The organism is Cyanobium gracile PCC 6307 (genome assembly GCF_000316515.1).
Lineage (GTDB): Bacteria > Cyanobacteriota > Cyanobacteriia > PCC-6307 > Cyanobiaceae > Cyanobium > Cyanobium gracile.
In genome coordinates, this window is record NC_019675.1 from 2275521 (window position 1) to 2290671 (window position 15151).

A 15151-nucleotide genomic window follows, 5' to 3' on the forward strand; every position below is an offset into this window, starting at 1 on the left:
CGGCAGGCGGCTTCAGGAGGCGAGCAGGGCCTCGACGAACTCGAAGCTGTTGAAGGGCCGCAGGTCGCGGATGCCCTCACCGGCGCCGATGAAGCGGATCGGCAGGCCCGCCTCCGAGGCCACCGCCAGGGCGACGCCGCCGCGGGCGCTGCCGTCCAGCTTGGTGAGCACCACGCCCGTGAGGCCGGCGGCACTGGCGAAGGCCATGGCCTGGCGCAGGCCGTTCTGGCCCTGGCTGGCATCGAGCACCAGCAGCGATTCCACCGCCGCCTCCGGCGCCAGCTTGGTGATGGTGCGCCGCACCTTGCCCAGTTCCTCCATCAGGTTGTGCTTGGTCTGCAGCCGGCCCGCCGTGTCCACCAGCACCAGCTCGGTGCCCTTGGAGCGGGCGGCACCGATGGCGTCGAAGACAACGGCCGCCGGGTCGGCGTTGGCGCTGGGGTTGGCCACCACGGCCACGCCGCTGCGCTCGCCCCAGACGCTCACCTGCTGGACCGCCGCGGCCCGGAAGGTGTCGGCGGCGGCGATCAGGCAGCTGTAGCCGCTGCGCACCGCCAGGTTGGCCAGCTTGCCGAGGGTGGTGGTCTTGCCGACCCCGTTGACGCCGACCAGCAGCCAGACGTTGAGCCGGTCGCGCTGGGGGGCCAGCAGGGCGGTGCCGCCGGCGCGGATCGGCTCCTCCAGCAGGCCGCGCAGCTGCTCCTTCAAGAAGCGGAGCCCCTCGGCCGGGTCGACCACCTCCTCGTTGAGGCGGCGGCGCAGGGCTTCGAGCACCTGGTCGGTGGCCTTCACGCCCACATCGGCGCGCAGCAGGGTGGACTCGAGGTCGTCGAGCACCGCCGGGGTGAGGGGGTCGTCGCCGAGGTTCTCCAGCAGCTGGGTGACGAAACCCTTGCGGGTCTTCTCAAGGCCGCGCCGCAGCCGGCCCAGCCAGTCGATCTCCTCCAGGGACACGTCCTCGACGCTGCGCCCCTGGGCCGCCAGCACCTCCGCCGACCAGGTGAAGGTGTCATCGAAGGCGCCGAGGCTGGGGTCGGCGACATCGGCCTCAGCGGCAAGAGGGGTTGCCGTGGCGGCCGGCGGCGCGGCCGGGGCGGGGGCGGTGATCTCCAGGAGGCGCTGCTGGCGCTGGGCGGCGGCCTGCTCCAGCAGGGAGAGGCCGCTCGCCGCAGGCGGGGCGGCGGTTTCGGGGGCCGGCGGCGGTTCGGAAGCGGCTTCGGGAGCGGGTGGTGCCTCGGCGGCCGGTGCCGGTGTGGGGACAGGGTCCGGCGCGGGCGCCGCGGCCTGGCTGGCCGCCTCCTGCTGGGCCTTCAGCCGGGCGTAGGCCTGGCGGGCCCAGGCCAGGGCGTCCTCGTCGACCCCCTGGCCGGCGGGGCCGACGGGAGCGGGAGCGGACGGGGGCACGGCCACCGGGGCCACGGCTTCAGGGGCGGCCGGAACCGCGGCGGCCTCCGACTCGGCGGGGGACTCGGGCTCCGGCTCCGGCACGGGCTCCGGCGCGGGCGCCGCGGCAGGCTCGGGCTCAGGCGTCGGGGCGGGTTGGGCCAGGGCCCGTTTGAACCAATCGAAGACCATGGCGTTCCTGGTCAGACCCGGGCGGCGGTGAAGCGCCGCAGCACACCGTTGATCATGCGTCGCCCCTGCTCGTCGCTATAGCGGTTGGCCAGCTCCACCGCCTCACTGCAGGCCACGGCGGCGGGGGTGCCGAAATCCTCCAGATCCACCACCGCCAGCCGCAGGATGTCCCGGTCGACCCGGGGCAGGCGGGTGAGGCGCCAGCCCTCCATCACCGCATCGATGCGGCCGTCGAGGGCTTCGCGGTCGCGCAGCACCGCCCGGATGCGGCCGATGGCATCACGCTGCACGGCCTCCTGGTCGGCCAGCAGCAGCAGGCGCGGCAGCTCCAGGCTGGCGGAAAGGCGGTTGAGGGCGTGCTCAGCGTGGGTGAGGCCCTCCTGCAGATGGCGCCGCACGGTGGGCAGCTGCTTCTCCCCCTGGTCCTGCAGCTCGCTGTCGAGCAGCCGCTGCTGGGCCTGCTGGAGATCCTCGGCGGAACGGTCGAGGGCCTCGCGCACGTGCTGGCTGAGGCTGGTGACGGCCTGCTGCAGCAGCAGATCGAAAGAGCCGGAGGGGGCCTCGGCGCCGCTGCCGCGGTCGCTGACCTGACCCAGCATCAGCAGGGCGAGTTCACGGGCAAGGGTGCGACTCTGCATCAGGAGGGTTGGGGGGCGCGCAGCTGGGCCAGGAGGCTGGCGAAGCTGCGGTTGGAGGTGGGTTCCCGCTCGTCGGGGCTGACGATGCCGGCGGAGATGATCGTGCGGAAGGCATCCTCGACGCTCAGCTCGATGTCCTTCACCAGGCGCTCGGGCACCACCGCATACCAGCCGGTGGTGGGGTTGGGGGCGGTGGGAATGAAGACGCTGAGCATGGTCTCGCCGAAATCGGCCTGGATGGCCGTGCCCAGCACGCCGGTGACGAAGCCGACGGCGTAGAGCCCCTCGCGGGGGTATTCGACCAGCACCACCCGCCGGAAGCGGGCGGAATTGCCCTGGAGGAAGGTTTCCAGCAGCTGCTTGAGGGTCTTGTAGACGGAGCCCGCCAGGGGGATGCGCAACAGGGTGCCCTCACCGAACTCCAGCAGCCAGCGGCCGACGATGTTGCGGGCCATCAGACCGATCAGCAGGATGCCCAGGAGCGGCACCAGCAGCCCCACCCCCAGGTTGATCAGGTCCTGGAGGAGGGGGTTGAGGGTGTTGAACGGGTTGAACTGCTTCGGGATCGACGTCAGGAAGGCCAGAACGAAGCGGCTCACCGTGGTGGCGAGCCAGATCGTGGTGGCCAGCGGAATGACCACCAGCAGGCCGGCGATCAGATCGTTCTTGAGATCCTGCTGCAGCCGGTTGCCCAGGGGCTGATCGGAACTGGGACTACTGGATGGGACCAATGGATGGGGTCCGAAGGGGCGAAACCCTAACGGTAACGATCCACGGGGGTCTTACAGGACACTGCCGAGGCAAAGGATCGTGAAGGCGATGATCAGCACCACCGCGCCGAGGGATCCGCCGTAGCGGCGCTGGCTCAGGGTGACCTTGCTGGTCTGCTCGGTCTGCTTGAACTGGGTCTCGAGCTGGTCGAGCTGGCGATCCACGAAGGCCCGGGCCGACTGGGTCTTCTGCTCCTCGGTGGCGCCCGGGGGCACCTGGCCGGTGGCTTCGGCCTGCTTGATCAGCTGCTGGAGCAGGGCGGGATCCTTGCTCTGCTGGCGGGCCATCTCCAGCTGGCCGCGCTTGGCGGCGAGTTGCTGGTCGGCCTGCTGCTGCATCTGCTGGTCACCGCCGAAGGCGATCGGCAGCGAGGCTGTCAGCAGCACGGCCAGCAGACCGCTGATGATGCAGACGGTCCAGAGGACGGGGGTGCGCTCCTCCGAGGTGTCTTCCAGGCGGGAGGAGAGGTACATGAGCAGCAGCCCGATCAGACCCATCGGGGCCTGGCCGATCAGTCGCTCCACCACCAGCTGGCGGAAGGCCTCCTCCTGCCAGTCCCAGAGGGTGAGCACGGCGACCAGCTGCAGGACGAGCAGCACCACCAGGGTGAGGCCCATCCAGCGCAGCAGGGGACTGAAGCGGGAGGAGGAACTGGCTGCCACTCAAGGGAAGTCGGGTTCGTGGAACTCTACCGGCAGCCCATGAGCACGCCTTCGTCACTTAGCGCACTGGCGGCGGGACTGCGGGCCAGGGCCGAGGGGCTCGGCTTCGCGCCGGTGGGGCTGGCGGCGGTGCCGGGAGGCTCGCGGCTGCCGCTGCGCACGGCCGCCCTGGAGCGGTGGCTGGCGGCGGGCCACCAGGCGGGGATGGGCTGGATGAATGACCCGCGCCGCCGCCGGATCGAGGCGCTTCTGCCGGGGGTCCGCAGCATCCTTGCCGTGGGCTGGAACTACCACGTGGCCCGGGAACGGGCGCCGGGGAGCCTGCAGGTGGCCCGCTACGGCTGGGGCCGCGATTACCACCGGGTGATCGACGGCCGCCTGCGGCAGCTGGGGCGCTGGCTGGAGCAGGCGGCGCCGGGAACCACCTGGCGCGCCTGCGTCGACAGCGCCCCCCTGCTCGACAAGGCCTGGGCGGAGGAGGCGGGCCTGGGCTGGATCGGCAAGAACGGCAACCTGATCCATCGCCGCCGGGGCTCCTGGATGCTGCTGGGCCACCTGCTCACCAGCCTCGATCTGCCCCCCGACCGCCCGGCCGAGCCCCTGTGCGGCGCCTGCACGGCCTGCATCGACGCCTGCCCCACCGGCGCCCTCGACGAACCGTTCGTGGTGGATGCCCGCCGCTGCATCGCGTACCACACGATCGAGAACCGCGACGAGGCGCTGCCGGCGGCAATCGCCGGGAAACTGGAGGGCTGGGTGGCCGGCTGCGACATCTGCCAGGAGGTCTGCCCCTGGAACCGGCGGCCCCTGCCCGTTGCCACCGACGCCGACGTGCAGCCCCGCCCGTGGCTGCTGGATCTGCGCGGCACGGAGGCCCTGGGCTGGAGCGACGCCGACTGGGACGAGCGGCTGCGGGCCTCGGCTCTGCGGCGGATCCGGCCGGCCCTATGGCGGCGCAACATCCGGGCGGCGCTGGCGGGCGGCTGGGGACAACGGGGGACGGCTCCCTAGGCTGGGGCGATTCGGGGTGATTCCGTGGGCCGGCGGTTCTGGCGACTGTTCTCCTCCCTCTGCCTGGCCATGCCGCTGACGGCCACCCCCCTGGTGGGCTATGCCCTGCCGGCGCGGGCCCTGGTGCCGTTCGTGTACCTGCCGCAGGAGAAGGAGCTGGAGGGGGCGGGGCTGGGCATCGCCCAGGCGGCGGCGCGGCTGCTGCGCCTCGGCCAGGCGGAGGATGCGGCCCGGCTGGCGGAACTGACGGTGCGGCTGCTGCCGCAGGACCCCCGCGGCTGGGTGCTGCTGGCGGAGGCGGAGCTGCGCAGCAACCAGATGGAGAAGGCGAAGGTGGCCTTGGCCCGGGCCAAGGAGCTTGATCCGAACAACGCCGGCATCTGGTTCGCCGAGGGATCCCTGGCGCTGCGGGACGGCAAGCCCCAGGACGCCATCGGCCTGCTGCGGCGGGGCCTGGAGCTGGACAGCAAGAACGCCGGCGCCTACTTCGATCTCGGCAACGCCCAGATCCTGCTGGGCAACACCCAGGAAGCCCTGGGCTCGTTCGAGCGGGCGTCGGGGCTGCGCAAGGACTTCTGGGAAGCGATCAACAACCAGGGGCTGGTGCTCTACGAGAGCGGCCGCACCGCCGACGCCATCGGCCGCTGGCAGCGGGTGCTGAAGATCAAGCCGGACATCGCCGAGACCTCCCTGGCCCTGGCGGCGGCCCTGTTCGAGCGGGGACCGGCGGAGCGGGCCCAGGCCCTGAAGCTGGCCGAGACCGCCCTGGCGGAGGAGCCCAATTACGTCAAGGAGACGTTCCAGAAGGAGCAGCTGTGGGGGCCGAAGCTGCGGGCGGTGACCGCCCAGCTGCTGGCCCTGCCGGAGCTGAAGGCGGCGGTGGAGCGGGCCCTGGCCAATGCCACCGACGGTGACGGCGGCAGCAGCGACGAGTCCTGAGCCCGGGGGGCCCCGGGCGCCATCTGTAGGCTGAGCGCCCTGAGCCGCTGCCCCAAAGGACCGGATGCCGGACGAGCGCGTCCAACCGATCGCGCTGCATCAGGAGATGCAGCGCTCCTACCTCGAGTACGCGATGAGCGTGATCGTGGGGCGGGCCCTGCCGGACGTCCGCGACGGGCTCAAGCCGGTGCAGCGGCGCATCCTCTATGCGATGCACGAGCTGGGGCTGACCCCGGACCGGCCCTACCGCAAGTGCGCCCGCGTGGTGGGCGATGTGCTCGGCAAGTACCACCCACACGGCGATCAGGCCGTCTACGACGCCCTGGTGCGGCTGGTGCAGACCTTCGCCAGCCGCCACCCGCTCCTGGACGGCCACGGCAACTTCGGCTCGGTGGACGACGACCCGCCGGCCGCGATGCGGTACACGGAAACCCGGCTGGCGCCGATCGCCAACGAGGCGATGCTCGATGAGATCGGCAGCGACACGGTCGATTTCGCCCCCAACTTCGACGGCTCCCAGCAGGAGCCGACGGTGCTGCCGGCCCAGCTGCCCTTCCTGCTGCTCAACGGCTGCACCGGCATCGCCGTGGGCATGGCCACCAGCATCCCGCCCCACAACCTCGGCGAGGTGGTGGAGGCCCTGATCGCCCTGATCCGCAAGCCCGACCTGGCGGAGGAGAAGCTGCTGGCGATGGTGCCGGGCCCGGATTTCCCCACCGGCGGCGAGGTGCTGCTGGGCAGCGGCGTGCGCGACACCTACGCCACCGGCCGGGGCAGCATCCCGATGCGGGGCGTGGCCCACATCGAGGAGGTGCAGCCCGGCAAGGGGCGCCACCGCCGCGGCGCCGTGGTGGTGACGGAACTGCCCTACCAGCTGAGCAAGGCGGGCTGGATCGAGAAGCTGGCCGAGCAGGTGAACGACGGCAAGATCGGCGGCATCGCCGACATCCGCGACGAGAGCGACCGCGAGGGGATGCGGGTGGTGATCGAGCTGCGGCGCGACGCCGAACCCCAGAAGGTGCTGGAGGAACTGCAGCGGCGCACGGCCCTGCAGAGCAACTTCGGCGCCATCCTGCTGACGCTGGTGAACGGCCAGCCCCAGCAGCTGAACCTGCGTCAGATGCTGCAGCAGTTCCTGGAGTACCGGGAGCTGACGATCATCCGGCGCACCAACCATGCGCTGAAGCGCTGCGAGGACCGCCTTGAGGTGGTGCAGGGGCTGATCAAGGCCCTCGACGACCTCAAGCGCGTGATCGACATGATCAGCGAGGCGCGGGATGCCGCCACGGCCCGGGCCAGCCTGCAGGTGCACCTGGACCTGAGCGAGCGCCAGGCCGATGCGGTGCTGGCGATGCCGCTGCGGCGGCTCACGGGCCTGGAGCAGGACGGGCTGCGCAAGGAAGCGGCGGATCTGGAACAGGAGCGCACCCGGCTGCGGCACCTGCTCGACGACCGCGGCACGCTGCTCGAAACGATGGTCAGCGAGCTCAAGGGGCTGAAGAAGCGCTATGCCACCCCGCGCCGCACCCGGCTGGTGGAGGGGGGCGACGCCCTGGTGGCCCAGCGGGCGGCGGCGGTGCGGCCCAACACCGAGCTGCAGCGGCAGCAGGCCTTCGAGGCCCTGGCCGGCGATGGCCGGCTGCTGATCCAGACCGACGGGGCGGTGCGGATCGTCACCCCCCAGATGCTGGGCCGGCTGCATCTGGATCAGGCGGCCGAGCTGGGGGAGCTGCCGCCGCCGGCGCGGCTGATCCTGCCGGTGGCCGAGCAGCCGGCGTTGCTGGCCTTCAGCGCCGGCGGCAAGGTGGCCCTGCTGCGCTGGGAATTCGCCGGCCAGAACCCCGGCAGGCTGGAGCGCTTCCTGCCCGACAGCCTGCACGGGGAGACGGTGGTGCAGGTGCTGCCGCTGCCCCAGCCGCCGTCGGGAAGCATCGGGCTGCTGAGCACCGATGGGCGCTTCAAGCGCCTGCCGATCGAGGACTTCCTGGAGCTCTCGGGCCGGCCCGCCACGGTGCTGAAGCTGAAGGAGGGGGTGGCCCTGCAGCGGGTGGTGCCCTGCCGGGAGGGGGAGGATCTGGTGGTGGCCACCAGCACCGGACGGATGCTGCGGCTGGCGGTCAACGACACCAACCTGCCGGTGCTGGGCCGCACCGCCCAGGGGCCGATGCTGCTGCGGCTGCTGCCGGGCGAGCGGGTGGTGGGGGCGGCGCGGGCAGCCGCCGGCGGCGACGTGCTGCTGGCCAGCCGCCGCGGCCAGGTGAAGCGGCTGCAGCTCGAGAGCCTGCGCCCCTGCCAGCGGGGCGCCATGGGCCAGATCGGCCTGCGCTTCCTGGAGCGCGACGACATCCTGGTGGACCTGCAGGCGGGCGATGCCGGCGTGGTCGGAGTGACGCTGGAAGGCCCCGAGGGCCGCAGCCTGCGGCTGAGCGCCGACCAGCTGCCAGCGGAGGACTGCGGCGGTTCCGGCCTGGCGCTGGAGTTGAAGGCCGGCGATGCGGTGCGGGAACTCGTGCCGCTGCTCGGGGGGGCCTAGCGGGCCAGCACCTCACCACAACACCGGCCAACGTGGCACACGTCAGGTCCGGGCAGCGCCCCCGGCCCCCTCCCGACGTTCGAGCAGGGTGCGCATCAGCTCCTGGCCCTTACCGGGTGTGCTCCAGGGGCAGACCTCGATGCAGATGCCGCAGCCGCGGGTTTCGGCGAAGTAGGGAGCGCACTTGTCGAAATTCACATACCAGCGCCGCTGGCCACGCACCAGCTGCTTTTCCGGGAACAGCGCGTGCGGGGGGCAGTTGGTTTCACAGATCCGGCAGTGGGCGCAGAGGTCGTCCACACCGATGTCCCTCGGTTGATCGACGGCCAGGGGCAGATCCGTGAGCACGGTGGCCAGACGGACATTCGAGCCGAATTCGGGCGTGATCATCGAGCCGTGCTTGCCCAGCTGGCCAAGGCCGGCCGCGATGGCGATGGGCACATGCAGCACCTCCGTGCTGGAACCCGGCGCCAGATTGGTGGACGCCTGGGCCGGATAGCCCAGGGCACGGATGGCGTGGGCCAGCCGGATCGCCACCCGGTTCACGTCCAGGTAGGTCCGCATGATCTGTTGATTGGAGCGCTCACTGGGGGTGTGCAGCATCTCCTCGCGATCCATCGGCACGCCGATTGCAATGGCGTAGGTGAAGTCAGGGTTGGAGTCGTGGTAGCAGAACTCCGGACGCAGGCGGGTGATGCCCACCAATCCGGCGCCGATCCGGGTGGCCAGGGCCTTGATGTGGGCGGAGGCCTCTTCGGGAGTGCCGAGGGTGGTGACGGTGGGTGCCACAGGCCCGACCCGGGCCCGGTCCTGCCAGAACATCCGCACGATCAGCCGATGAATGGCGGTGGGCTCCATCACCTGGAAGTACCAGTCGAGCTTTCCCCAGGCCCGCTTGTAGGAATCACCGAAGAACACGTGGTCGGGCCGCCGGGGGCGCTCCTCCCCCAGGCCATTGATGGCGTTCCCGGAGATGGGTGGCTGGCGAAAGGCGAAGGGATAGGCGGCGGCGGGATACTCCACCTTCATGAACCGCGCCCGTTTGCGGACCGGACCGGGATTGGGGGTGATGTCAGCCGGCACAAAGGCCAGATGGTCGAAGCGCTGGCTCTGGGGTGGCCCCGGCATGTCCTCCAGCCAGATCACATCGCCGCTGCGAATCCGGCGATGCTGCATCCAGCGCAGCAGGGGAAACACGGTGTGGGTGGCGATCGCCACCGCAATGGTGAAGGCCAGGCGACTGGCCCCCAGGATCCAGAGCCGGCGGCGATCGGCGAGGACGTCCCCAGGTCCTGTGGGTGGAACGAACTTGTGCATGGCCATGGCGCTCTGGGGTCAGCTCAGGAAGGGGTGGGGTCGTCGCCCTGCGGCTGGGCGGAACCCTGGCCCGCCAGAAAGGTGCCCACGCAGGCCTCGCTCCAGGCCTCGGGGTCGGGGAACGGCCGCGGCGTGAGGCCGAGCAGGGCACGGATGAAGCCGAAGCCCTCCCACAGGCCCAGCAGTTGCTCGGCCAGCTCTACGGCCGGGAGGCTGGAGCGCAGGTCGCCGCGGTCGAGGCCCTGCTGGATCAGCTGGGCCAGGTCGTTCTGGGTGCGCCCGTAGGCGGAGTCGTAGAAGTCGCCGGCCAGTCCCGTATTGCCGCGCGCCTCCTCGAACATCAGCTGGGCGAACCGGATGATGTCGGGCTGGTTGAGAAAGTCGAGCAGGTTGGTGCCGTACTGCACCAGGGCGGCGCGGAACGCTGCCGCGGTGCCCACCGTGATGGGAACCCCCCGCTCGAACCCATCCACCTCACGCTCGACAACGGCCCGAAGCACGGACTCCATGCTGGGGAAATGCTTGTAGAGCGTGGCCTTCGAAACCGACGCCGCCTTCACCAGGGCATCGGTGGACACCCTGGCGAAACCATGCTGAAAGAACAGCTCCCGGGCGGCCGAGAGGAGGCGGTCTCGGGGTTGCGAGTCGGGGGCCATCGATGCGAAGACGGGGAACACCGGCAGGACCGCAGCCTGGCCATGCAAAAACGGTACCGTACCGTACTCATGGCTGCGTTGCGCCCTCAGCCGAGCCCTTCGGATCCCTCAGAGCCCCCGGCAATCGGCGCGCAGGTAGCGCAGGGCGATGCGGGATTCGTTGCGCAGGCGGGCCGCCTCCGGGAAGCGGATCAGCAGATCCGTGAAGCGCGGATCGGCCCCCAGCGCCCAGAGGGTCCGGGCCGCGAGGGCGTAGCCCAGGCAGCGGTCGCGGCCGCCCCGGCGGGCGGCCACCACCAGGGCATCGCCTCGCACCAGCGCCTGCTGGCAACCTGCCGCCGTCGGGCTGGCAAAGCAGGCCGCGGCCGCCGCGATCGCCGCCGGGGCGGTGGATCCGGTGGGTGATGGCCGGGCACCGGAACCCAAGGGGGAAGCCAGGGCGGGCGGGGAGGCGCTCGGCACCGGAAGCAGGCCGCAGGGCGATGGCGGGCTGCCTCGATCACGGGCGGCGATCACGTCACCGGCCTCCTCCCTCTGGGCTGGCATCCCCAGGATCCGGTAGAAGTCGGGCAGCTGCTGCCGGATCCAGGCCGAGGCCCCGAGGCTGCGGCAGCCCCGCTCCGGATCGGGAATCCGTGGCCCCCCTGCTGGCCGGGACAGACGGCCCGGGTCTGGCAGCGGTGCTCCACGTCCTCCCCGGCGGGGAGGAAGCCCGGGCAGTCACAACCCAATCCCGCCGCCCGCTCCCGCCCCCAGCGATCCAGCAACCCCTGGGCGCTGAAGAGGGAGCGAAGGCCGCCGGCGGCGGATTCCTTCGCCATCACCCGCTGCTGCCAGGCTGCACAGCGCTCCCCCATCCGCTCCTGGGCCGTCGTCATCGGCCGGCCTTCCACGTTCGCGGCCGTCGCCAGGCCCATCAGCTGCTCCGGGCTGAGTTCGGAGAAGGGGCGTCCGTAGCGCTGCCAGGCCAGCCGCTCCAGGGCCTCCTGGACGGGAGCGGCATTCGCGGTGACGATCTCGGACACCCGCTGGCAGTTGGCCTCCTCTTCCGCATCGCTGGGCCCACCGGCTCCCCTGGGCTGGCTGAGGGAAGGCCCTGGCCACCCGAGCGCCGCGAACCAGGAGACGACCAGGAGAAGAACCACCCACCCTGGTTGCTGCCGTGGGCTGATGGTCATCTCCTTGTGGCAGGGGTATCGGCTGCGGCGCTCCCCGTCTCAGGGATGGCTCACCGAGACGTGGTGCGGAAGAACCGCCTGGCAGCATCACCGAACAGCAGTCGGAAGGCAAAGACGCCCACCACCAGGGAGGGAAGCAGGTCGGAGCCGATCGCCCACAGCAGCTGCGGATAGCCGGCATAGCCGCAGAGATAGGTGAGGTTGCCGAACGGGTGACCGCAGGCCTCCAGCGGATCCGGCAGCGGGCTGCCCCCTGGGGTGATGGAGAGCGCAACCACCCGGAGAGCCCTGGGGAGAGGGCTGTCGCTGACACCCACGACCATCGAGCCCGCCAGCAGCGTCACCGCCAGCAGCTGGCCGCAGCGCCGCCGGGTCTGCAGCCCCAAGAACGCCAGGAGAGCGCAGGTCAGCATGGCCAGGCCGAGCGCAAGCTCAGGGAGCGTGACGGGCGATGGACAGCTGCCTCGCTGTGCTGGCAGAAGGCACCGGACAACAGAAGCCAGCAAAGCCGTGCCAAACGCCACCGAGGACAACAGCAGCAGAACCTGCGTGATCCACACGCTGGGAGGTCGGCCGGCAGGGTGGCCCATCACCGCTCGCTGCCAATTTTCCACGCGGGGATGGTGCCCGGTCCCGTTGCCGGGGCACGACCCGTCACGATCTGGACATTCGAATAGCAGCCCTTTCCCTGACTCCATCCGTAGGAGTTACCGGGTGACACCAGGATCGTCGCCAGCCGCAGGACGAGAACGATAAAAAAGATCGGCATCAGGATCAATCCATGGATGATCATGATCCATCCCAGGGTGGTGAACGACGAGGCAAAAAGAAGGACGAGGCTGACGAAGAGATACCCGGTCAAGGCCCAACCGAAATCAACCGTCGTCATCTCCCGAATCGCGCCACCCAGAAGCGGCTGGTGAGCAGTCCATACAGTGCGATGCCGACGGCGGAGATGACCCAGAACACGGGATTCCATGCACCCGTGCTGACATCCAGGCCGACGGCGCCCAGGGAACGCTGCAACACACCGGTCAGGAGATCGGCTGCCGTCAGTCCGAGAACACTGAACAGCACCCAACGGCCGGCCTGCTCGACATGGCCCCGCAGGGCCAGCCATTGCGCGACACCCAGAACCAGACCTGTGAGGCTGGCGAAGATGAAGGGGGGCAGGACGGATCGTGGAGGCTGCAGCGCATCGAGGATCATCGGGCCGACCGATGGCAGAACCGCCGCTGCATGCCATCCGAAAACAAGCACCAGAGCGATGGCGCTTCCCAGGCTGGTGGCGACCACCCAGGAGATCGTGAAGGGGAACCTGGATTTCAGAACCCGCCCCTGGGCCAGCCCTCCCAGAGCCCCGCTGAACAAACGAATGACAGCCATCACCACAAGGGGCAACAGCGCACCCGGCCCCGGGCTCACCCCCATCGCCGAGAAGATCCAGCCAGCCAGCCCATCTCCCCACAGCTCGAAGAGCTGCGTGACGACACAAGCGATGATCCATCGCCCGGTCCAGCGTTTCCAGAGGGAGGCGGTTGGCATGGGGTTCAGAATGTCAGGCCTTCTGGCACACCGCATAGTGACTCTGAACGAATCCAAACGGGAACGCCTTTGATGACAACAGGCGCAGATCCGTGTCGGCTGGCAGATCACCGAAGAGCCTGAGTCCTGAGCCCAGCAGGATCGGGATGATGGTGATCGTCAGCTCGGTGATCAGCCCGGCTCTCAGGAAGCCCTGGATGGTTCGCCCGCCGTCGATGTAGAGATGGCGGTGGCCCGCTGCAGCGGCGCGTTCCACGACCTCGTGGGGCGTGGCATGGAGCACCTGGACCGAGTCCGGCACTCCGGAAGGACGGCACCTGAGGGTGGTGCTGAGCACATGGACCGGCAGGTTGCCGTAGGGCCAATCGGGAAAGCTGAGAACCTTGTCGAAGGTCGCCCGTCCCATGACGATCGCATCGACCGTCTGCATGTAGTCGGCGTAGCCGCAGTCTTCACTGGCCGGTACGGCGGCGTTGGCGCGCTCGAGCCAGTCGATGGAGCCGTCGTTGCGGGCAATCAGGCCATCCAGACTGGTGGCGATGAAGACGGAGCACCTGGTGGATGCATACAATTCAGGATGGCATAACTCTCGCTTCTTTCCTGCAAAGGATTCATACAGGGCCCGGTGCCTGGCAAGGCCGTATTCGTCGGCACGGGTGTCGTAGGTGCCCACCCACTGCAGGAGATTGTCGAGATTCGCGTCCTGTTCCTGGCGGGAGCTGAATTTCTCGGGCTCCCAGGGCCTGGAGCGGCAATGGGCCAGGCAGGCAACAACCCCGGGATTCAGAAAGATCAGTTCATCGGCACAGGCCAGGACGGGCTCCAGGATGTCCGCGTAGCAGCCTTCGATGATCCAGCTGTCCTGCTCCGAGATCCAGCGCCTGACGTCCTCGACACTCTCCTGAAGGGGACGTCGTTCGGTTCCGCCCTGAAACGCGACTTCATCCAGCGATAACCGGGCGGCCGGCTGGCTGGCGATCAGCTTCCTGGCCAGGGTGCTCTTGCCGGCCCCGGCGTTGCCGAGAATGATGACCTTCATCGAACAACTGGCGCATGGATCAAACAGTTAAAATGCTATCCCATCAGGCGGTAATACCGAGAGGCAATCAGAGTCCTGATCGACAGTCCTGAGTTACAACCCAGATCTACAGCCCCATTGCTGGAACCATGTCATCGCTTTCTCCTGATGCTCACGAATGAAATCCTCCTTGAAGCTGTTGTAGTCGAGTGGGTCCTCGAAATCCATTTCCACAATCTTGAGTTTCAGCCTTTCATACGCAAGTCTCACCTCCGAATGCGCCCGTAGGTCGTCACGGAAGGCGATGTGTCGTGTCCAGTGAGAGGTCTCTCGCTCCATCACATGAATGTTGGCGAGGGAGTCGTCATCGCGTCAGAAGGCCAGCGCATGCGAAGTGTCGATGACACGAGGCAGGGGCTTGTCAGACAGAGCTTAGAGATCGACGAAGAAACGCCTGTAGGGCATGGCGCCCGTGAAAGCTTGCACATAGGTAAAACCAGCGGCCAGCAGGGGATCGATCACCGCATCCAGTGGGGATGCCTTCATCAGGCCGACCAGAATGTCGATGATCGGCTTGGCGCTGATGTCGCCGAGCGCCGTGCTCCCCACATGATCGATGGATACCCCCGGTTCCGGTAGGGCTTCCAGGAGGCGTGCCCTGTGCCGTTCGAAGGCCTCCGTCCAGGCAGGGTTGGGGGGTTCGAGCCTGATCTTCATGGTCGTGGCGGGCGCTTTCGCTCAGCGGCAAGGTGCGGCCTGCTGCGCTGCCACGGCATGGGCGTCCTCCGCCTGAAGCGAACGGTGCAACAGCCAGACGGGGCTATCCAGCTTGCCGGCTTTGGCCACCATCTCCCTCTCCACGGCGAATCCCTGCCGCTCCCAGAACCGTCGTGCCCGGGGATTCTGGTGTTGGACGATGAGTCGCACGCTGGTGGCCCCCTCCTGGGTCATCCGTTGCCGTAGGTGTTGCCAGATGGCCGTTCCTGCTCCGGCACCGCGCCGATCGGGACGGAGCAGAAGCAGACCGATGTACCACTCCTGCGGCCCAGGGAAACCAGCCAACAGCTCCACCACCCCGACCAGCTCACCGTCGATCTCCACGCCAACGAGGCTTTTCTCTCCGCTGCTCACGTCCGGCGCGAGGGGTCCGAGAAGTTCGGCCGCCGTTTCACGGCCACCGGGCTGACCTTCGATGCACGCAAAGAAGTCGCTGCAGGCAAGGCACAGGTTCTCGAGGCGTTGGTGGTCGGCCAGCGACAGGGGTCTGAAGCAAATCGCGGAAGGCATGGCGGTGGGCCCCTTTGGGAT

General features: G+C 69.2%; 16 protein-coding genes and 1 pseudogene. 3 read left to right on the top strand and 14 right to left on the bottom strand.

What is annotated here, in order from left to right; translation table 11 throughout:
- Positions 1-12 precede the first annotated feature (12 nt).
- The 4 genes from ftsY to CYAGR_RS11065 are packed head-to-tail and all read right to left on the bottom strand — an operon-like array spanning position 13 to position 3646.
- Positions 13-1575, bottom strand: coding sequence for a signal recognition particle-docking protein FtsY (gene ftsY / locus CYAGR_RS11050; protein WP_015109895.1), 1563 nt, complete (start codon positions 1573-1575; stop codon positions 13-15).
- Positions 1576-1586: 11 nt separating this feature from the next.
- On the bottom strand, positions 1587-2213 hold the full coding sequence (gene nusB / locus CYAGR_RS11055; RefSeq protein WP_015109896.1) for a transcription antitermination factor NusB: 627 nt from the start codon (positions 2211-2213) through the stop codon (positions 1587-1589).
- Positions 2213-2944, bottom strand: a complete 732-nt coding sequence (locus CYAGR_RS11060) for a DUF502 domain-containing protein (RefSeq protein ID WP_015109897.1) — start codon at positions 2942-2944, stop codon at positions 2213-2215. The genes nusB and CYAGR_RS11060 overlap by 1 nt, the downstream gene beginning before the upstream one ends.
- Positions 2945-2995: 51 nt before the next feature.
- Entirely contained in the window at positions 2996-3646 is a 651-nt protein-coding gene (locus CYAGR_RS11065) for an HpsJ family protein (protein ID WP_043325750.1), read from the bottom strand.
- Between the two features lie 39 nt (positions 3647-3685).
- On the opposite strand from CYAGR_RS11065, the gene queG reads away from it, so the two are divergent.
- From queG to CYAGR_RS11080, 3 genes are all read left to right on the top strand, one after another.
- Positions 3686-4657, top strand: a complete 972-nt coding sequence (queG, locus tag CYAGR_RS11070) for a tRNA epoxyqueuosine(34) reductase QueG (protein WP_015109899.1) — start codon at positions 3686-3688, stop codon at positions 4655-4657.
- A gap of 24 nt (positions 4658-4681) precedes the next feature.
- Positions 4682-5596, top strand: coding sequence for a tetratricopeptide repeat protein (locus tag CYAGR_RS11075; RefSeq protein ID WP_015109900.1), 915 nt, complete (start codon positions 4682-4684; stop codon positions 5594-5596).
- A 64-nt stretch (positions 5597-5660) separates the two neighbouring features.
- Complete coding sequence (locus CYAGR_RS11080) at positions 5661-8129, top strand: DNA gyrase/topoisomerase IV subunit A (protein ID WP_015109901.1); 2469 nt, start codon at positions 5661-5663, stop codon at positions 8127-8129.
- A gap of 42 nt (positions 8130-8171) precedes the next feature.
- Here the strand turns inward: CYAGR_RS11080 and CYAGR_RS11085 are convergent, their stop codons facing one another.
- The 10 genes and pseudogenes from CYAGR_RS11085 to CYAGR_RS16575 form a co-directional block, all read right to left on the bottom strand.
- Positions 8172-9446: a 4Fe-4S dicluster domain-containing protein gene (locus tag CYAGR_RS11085; protein ID WP_245552510.1), complete on the bottom strand. Its 1275-nt coding sequence runs from the start codon at positions 9444-9446 to the stop codon at positions 8172-8174.
- A 23-nt stretch (positions 9447-9469) separates the two neighbouring features.
- A complete protein-coding gene (locus tag CYAGR_RS11090) occupies positions 9470-10102 on the bottom strand; it encodes a TetR/AcrR family transcriptional regulator (RefSeq protein WP_015109903.1) in 633 nt (210 codons plus the stop codon).
- A gap of 108 nt (positions 10103-10210) precedes the next feature.
- A complete protein-coding gene (locus tag CYAGR_RS11095; protein WP_015109904.1) occupies positions 10211-10648 on the bottom strand; it encodes a hypothetical protein in 438 nt (145 codons plus the stop codon).
- The gene (locus tag CYAGR_RS11100; RefSeq protein WP_043325754.1) at positions 10615-11247 is read right to left on the bottom strand and encodes a hypothetical protein; all 633 of its coding nucleotides are present in this window, start codon (positions 11245-11247) and stop codon (positions 10615-10617) included. Before CYAGR_RS11100 ends, CYAGR_RS11095 begins: the two co-directional genes overlap by 34 nt.
- 83 nt (positions 11248-11330) lie before the next feature.
- Positions 11331-11693, bottom strand: a complete 363-nt coding sequence (locus tag CYAGR_RS11105; RefSeq protein ID WP_015109906.1) for a hypothetical protein — start codon at positions 11691-11693, stop codon at positions 11331-11333.
- 176 nt (positions 11694-11869) lie between these two features.
- Entirely contained in the window at positions 11870-12169 is a 300-nt protein-coding gene (locus tag CYAGR_RS11110) for a hypothetical protein (protein ID WP_015109907.1), read from the bottom strand.
- Positions 12166-12825, bottom strand: a complete 660-nt coding sequence (locus tag CYAGR_RS11115) for a hypothetical protein (protein WP_015109908.1) — start codon at positions 12823-12825, stop codon at positions 12166-12168. The genes CYAGR_RS11110 and CYAGR_RS11115 overlap by 4 nt, the downstream gene beginning before the upstream one ends.
- Before the next feature lie 13 nt (positions 12826-12838).
- Positions 12839-13864, bottom strand: a complete 1026-nt coding sequence (locus CYAGR_RS17840) for a dihydrofolate reductase family protein (RefSeq protein ID WP_015109909.1) — start codon at positions 13862-13864, stop codon at positions 12839-12841.
- Between the two features lie 93 nt (positions 13865-13957).
- Positions 13958-14560, bottom strand: a pseudogene (locus tag CYAGR_RS19205) (GrpB family protein).
- 21 nt (positions 14561-14581) lie between these two features.
- Entirely contained in the window at positions 14582-15130 is a 549-nt protein-coding gene (locus CYAGR_RS16575; RefSeq protein WP_015109910.1) for a GNAT family N-acetyltransferase, read from the bottom strand.
- Between the last annotated feature and the right edge of the window lie 21 nt (positions 15131-15151).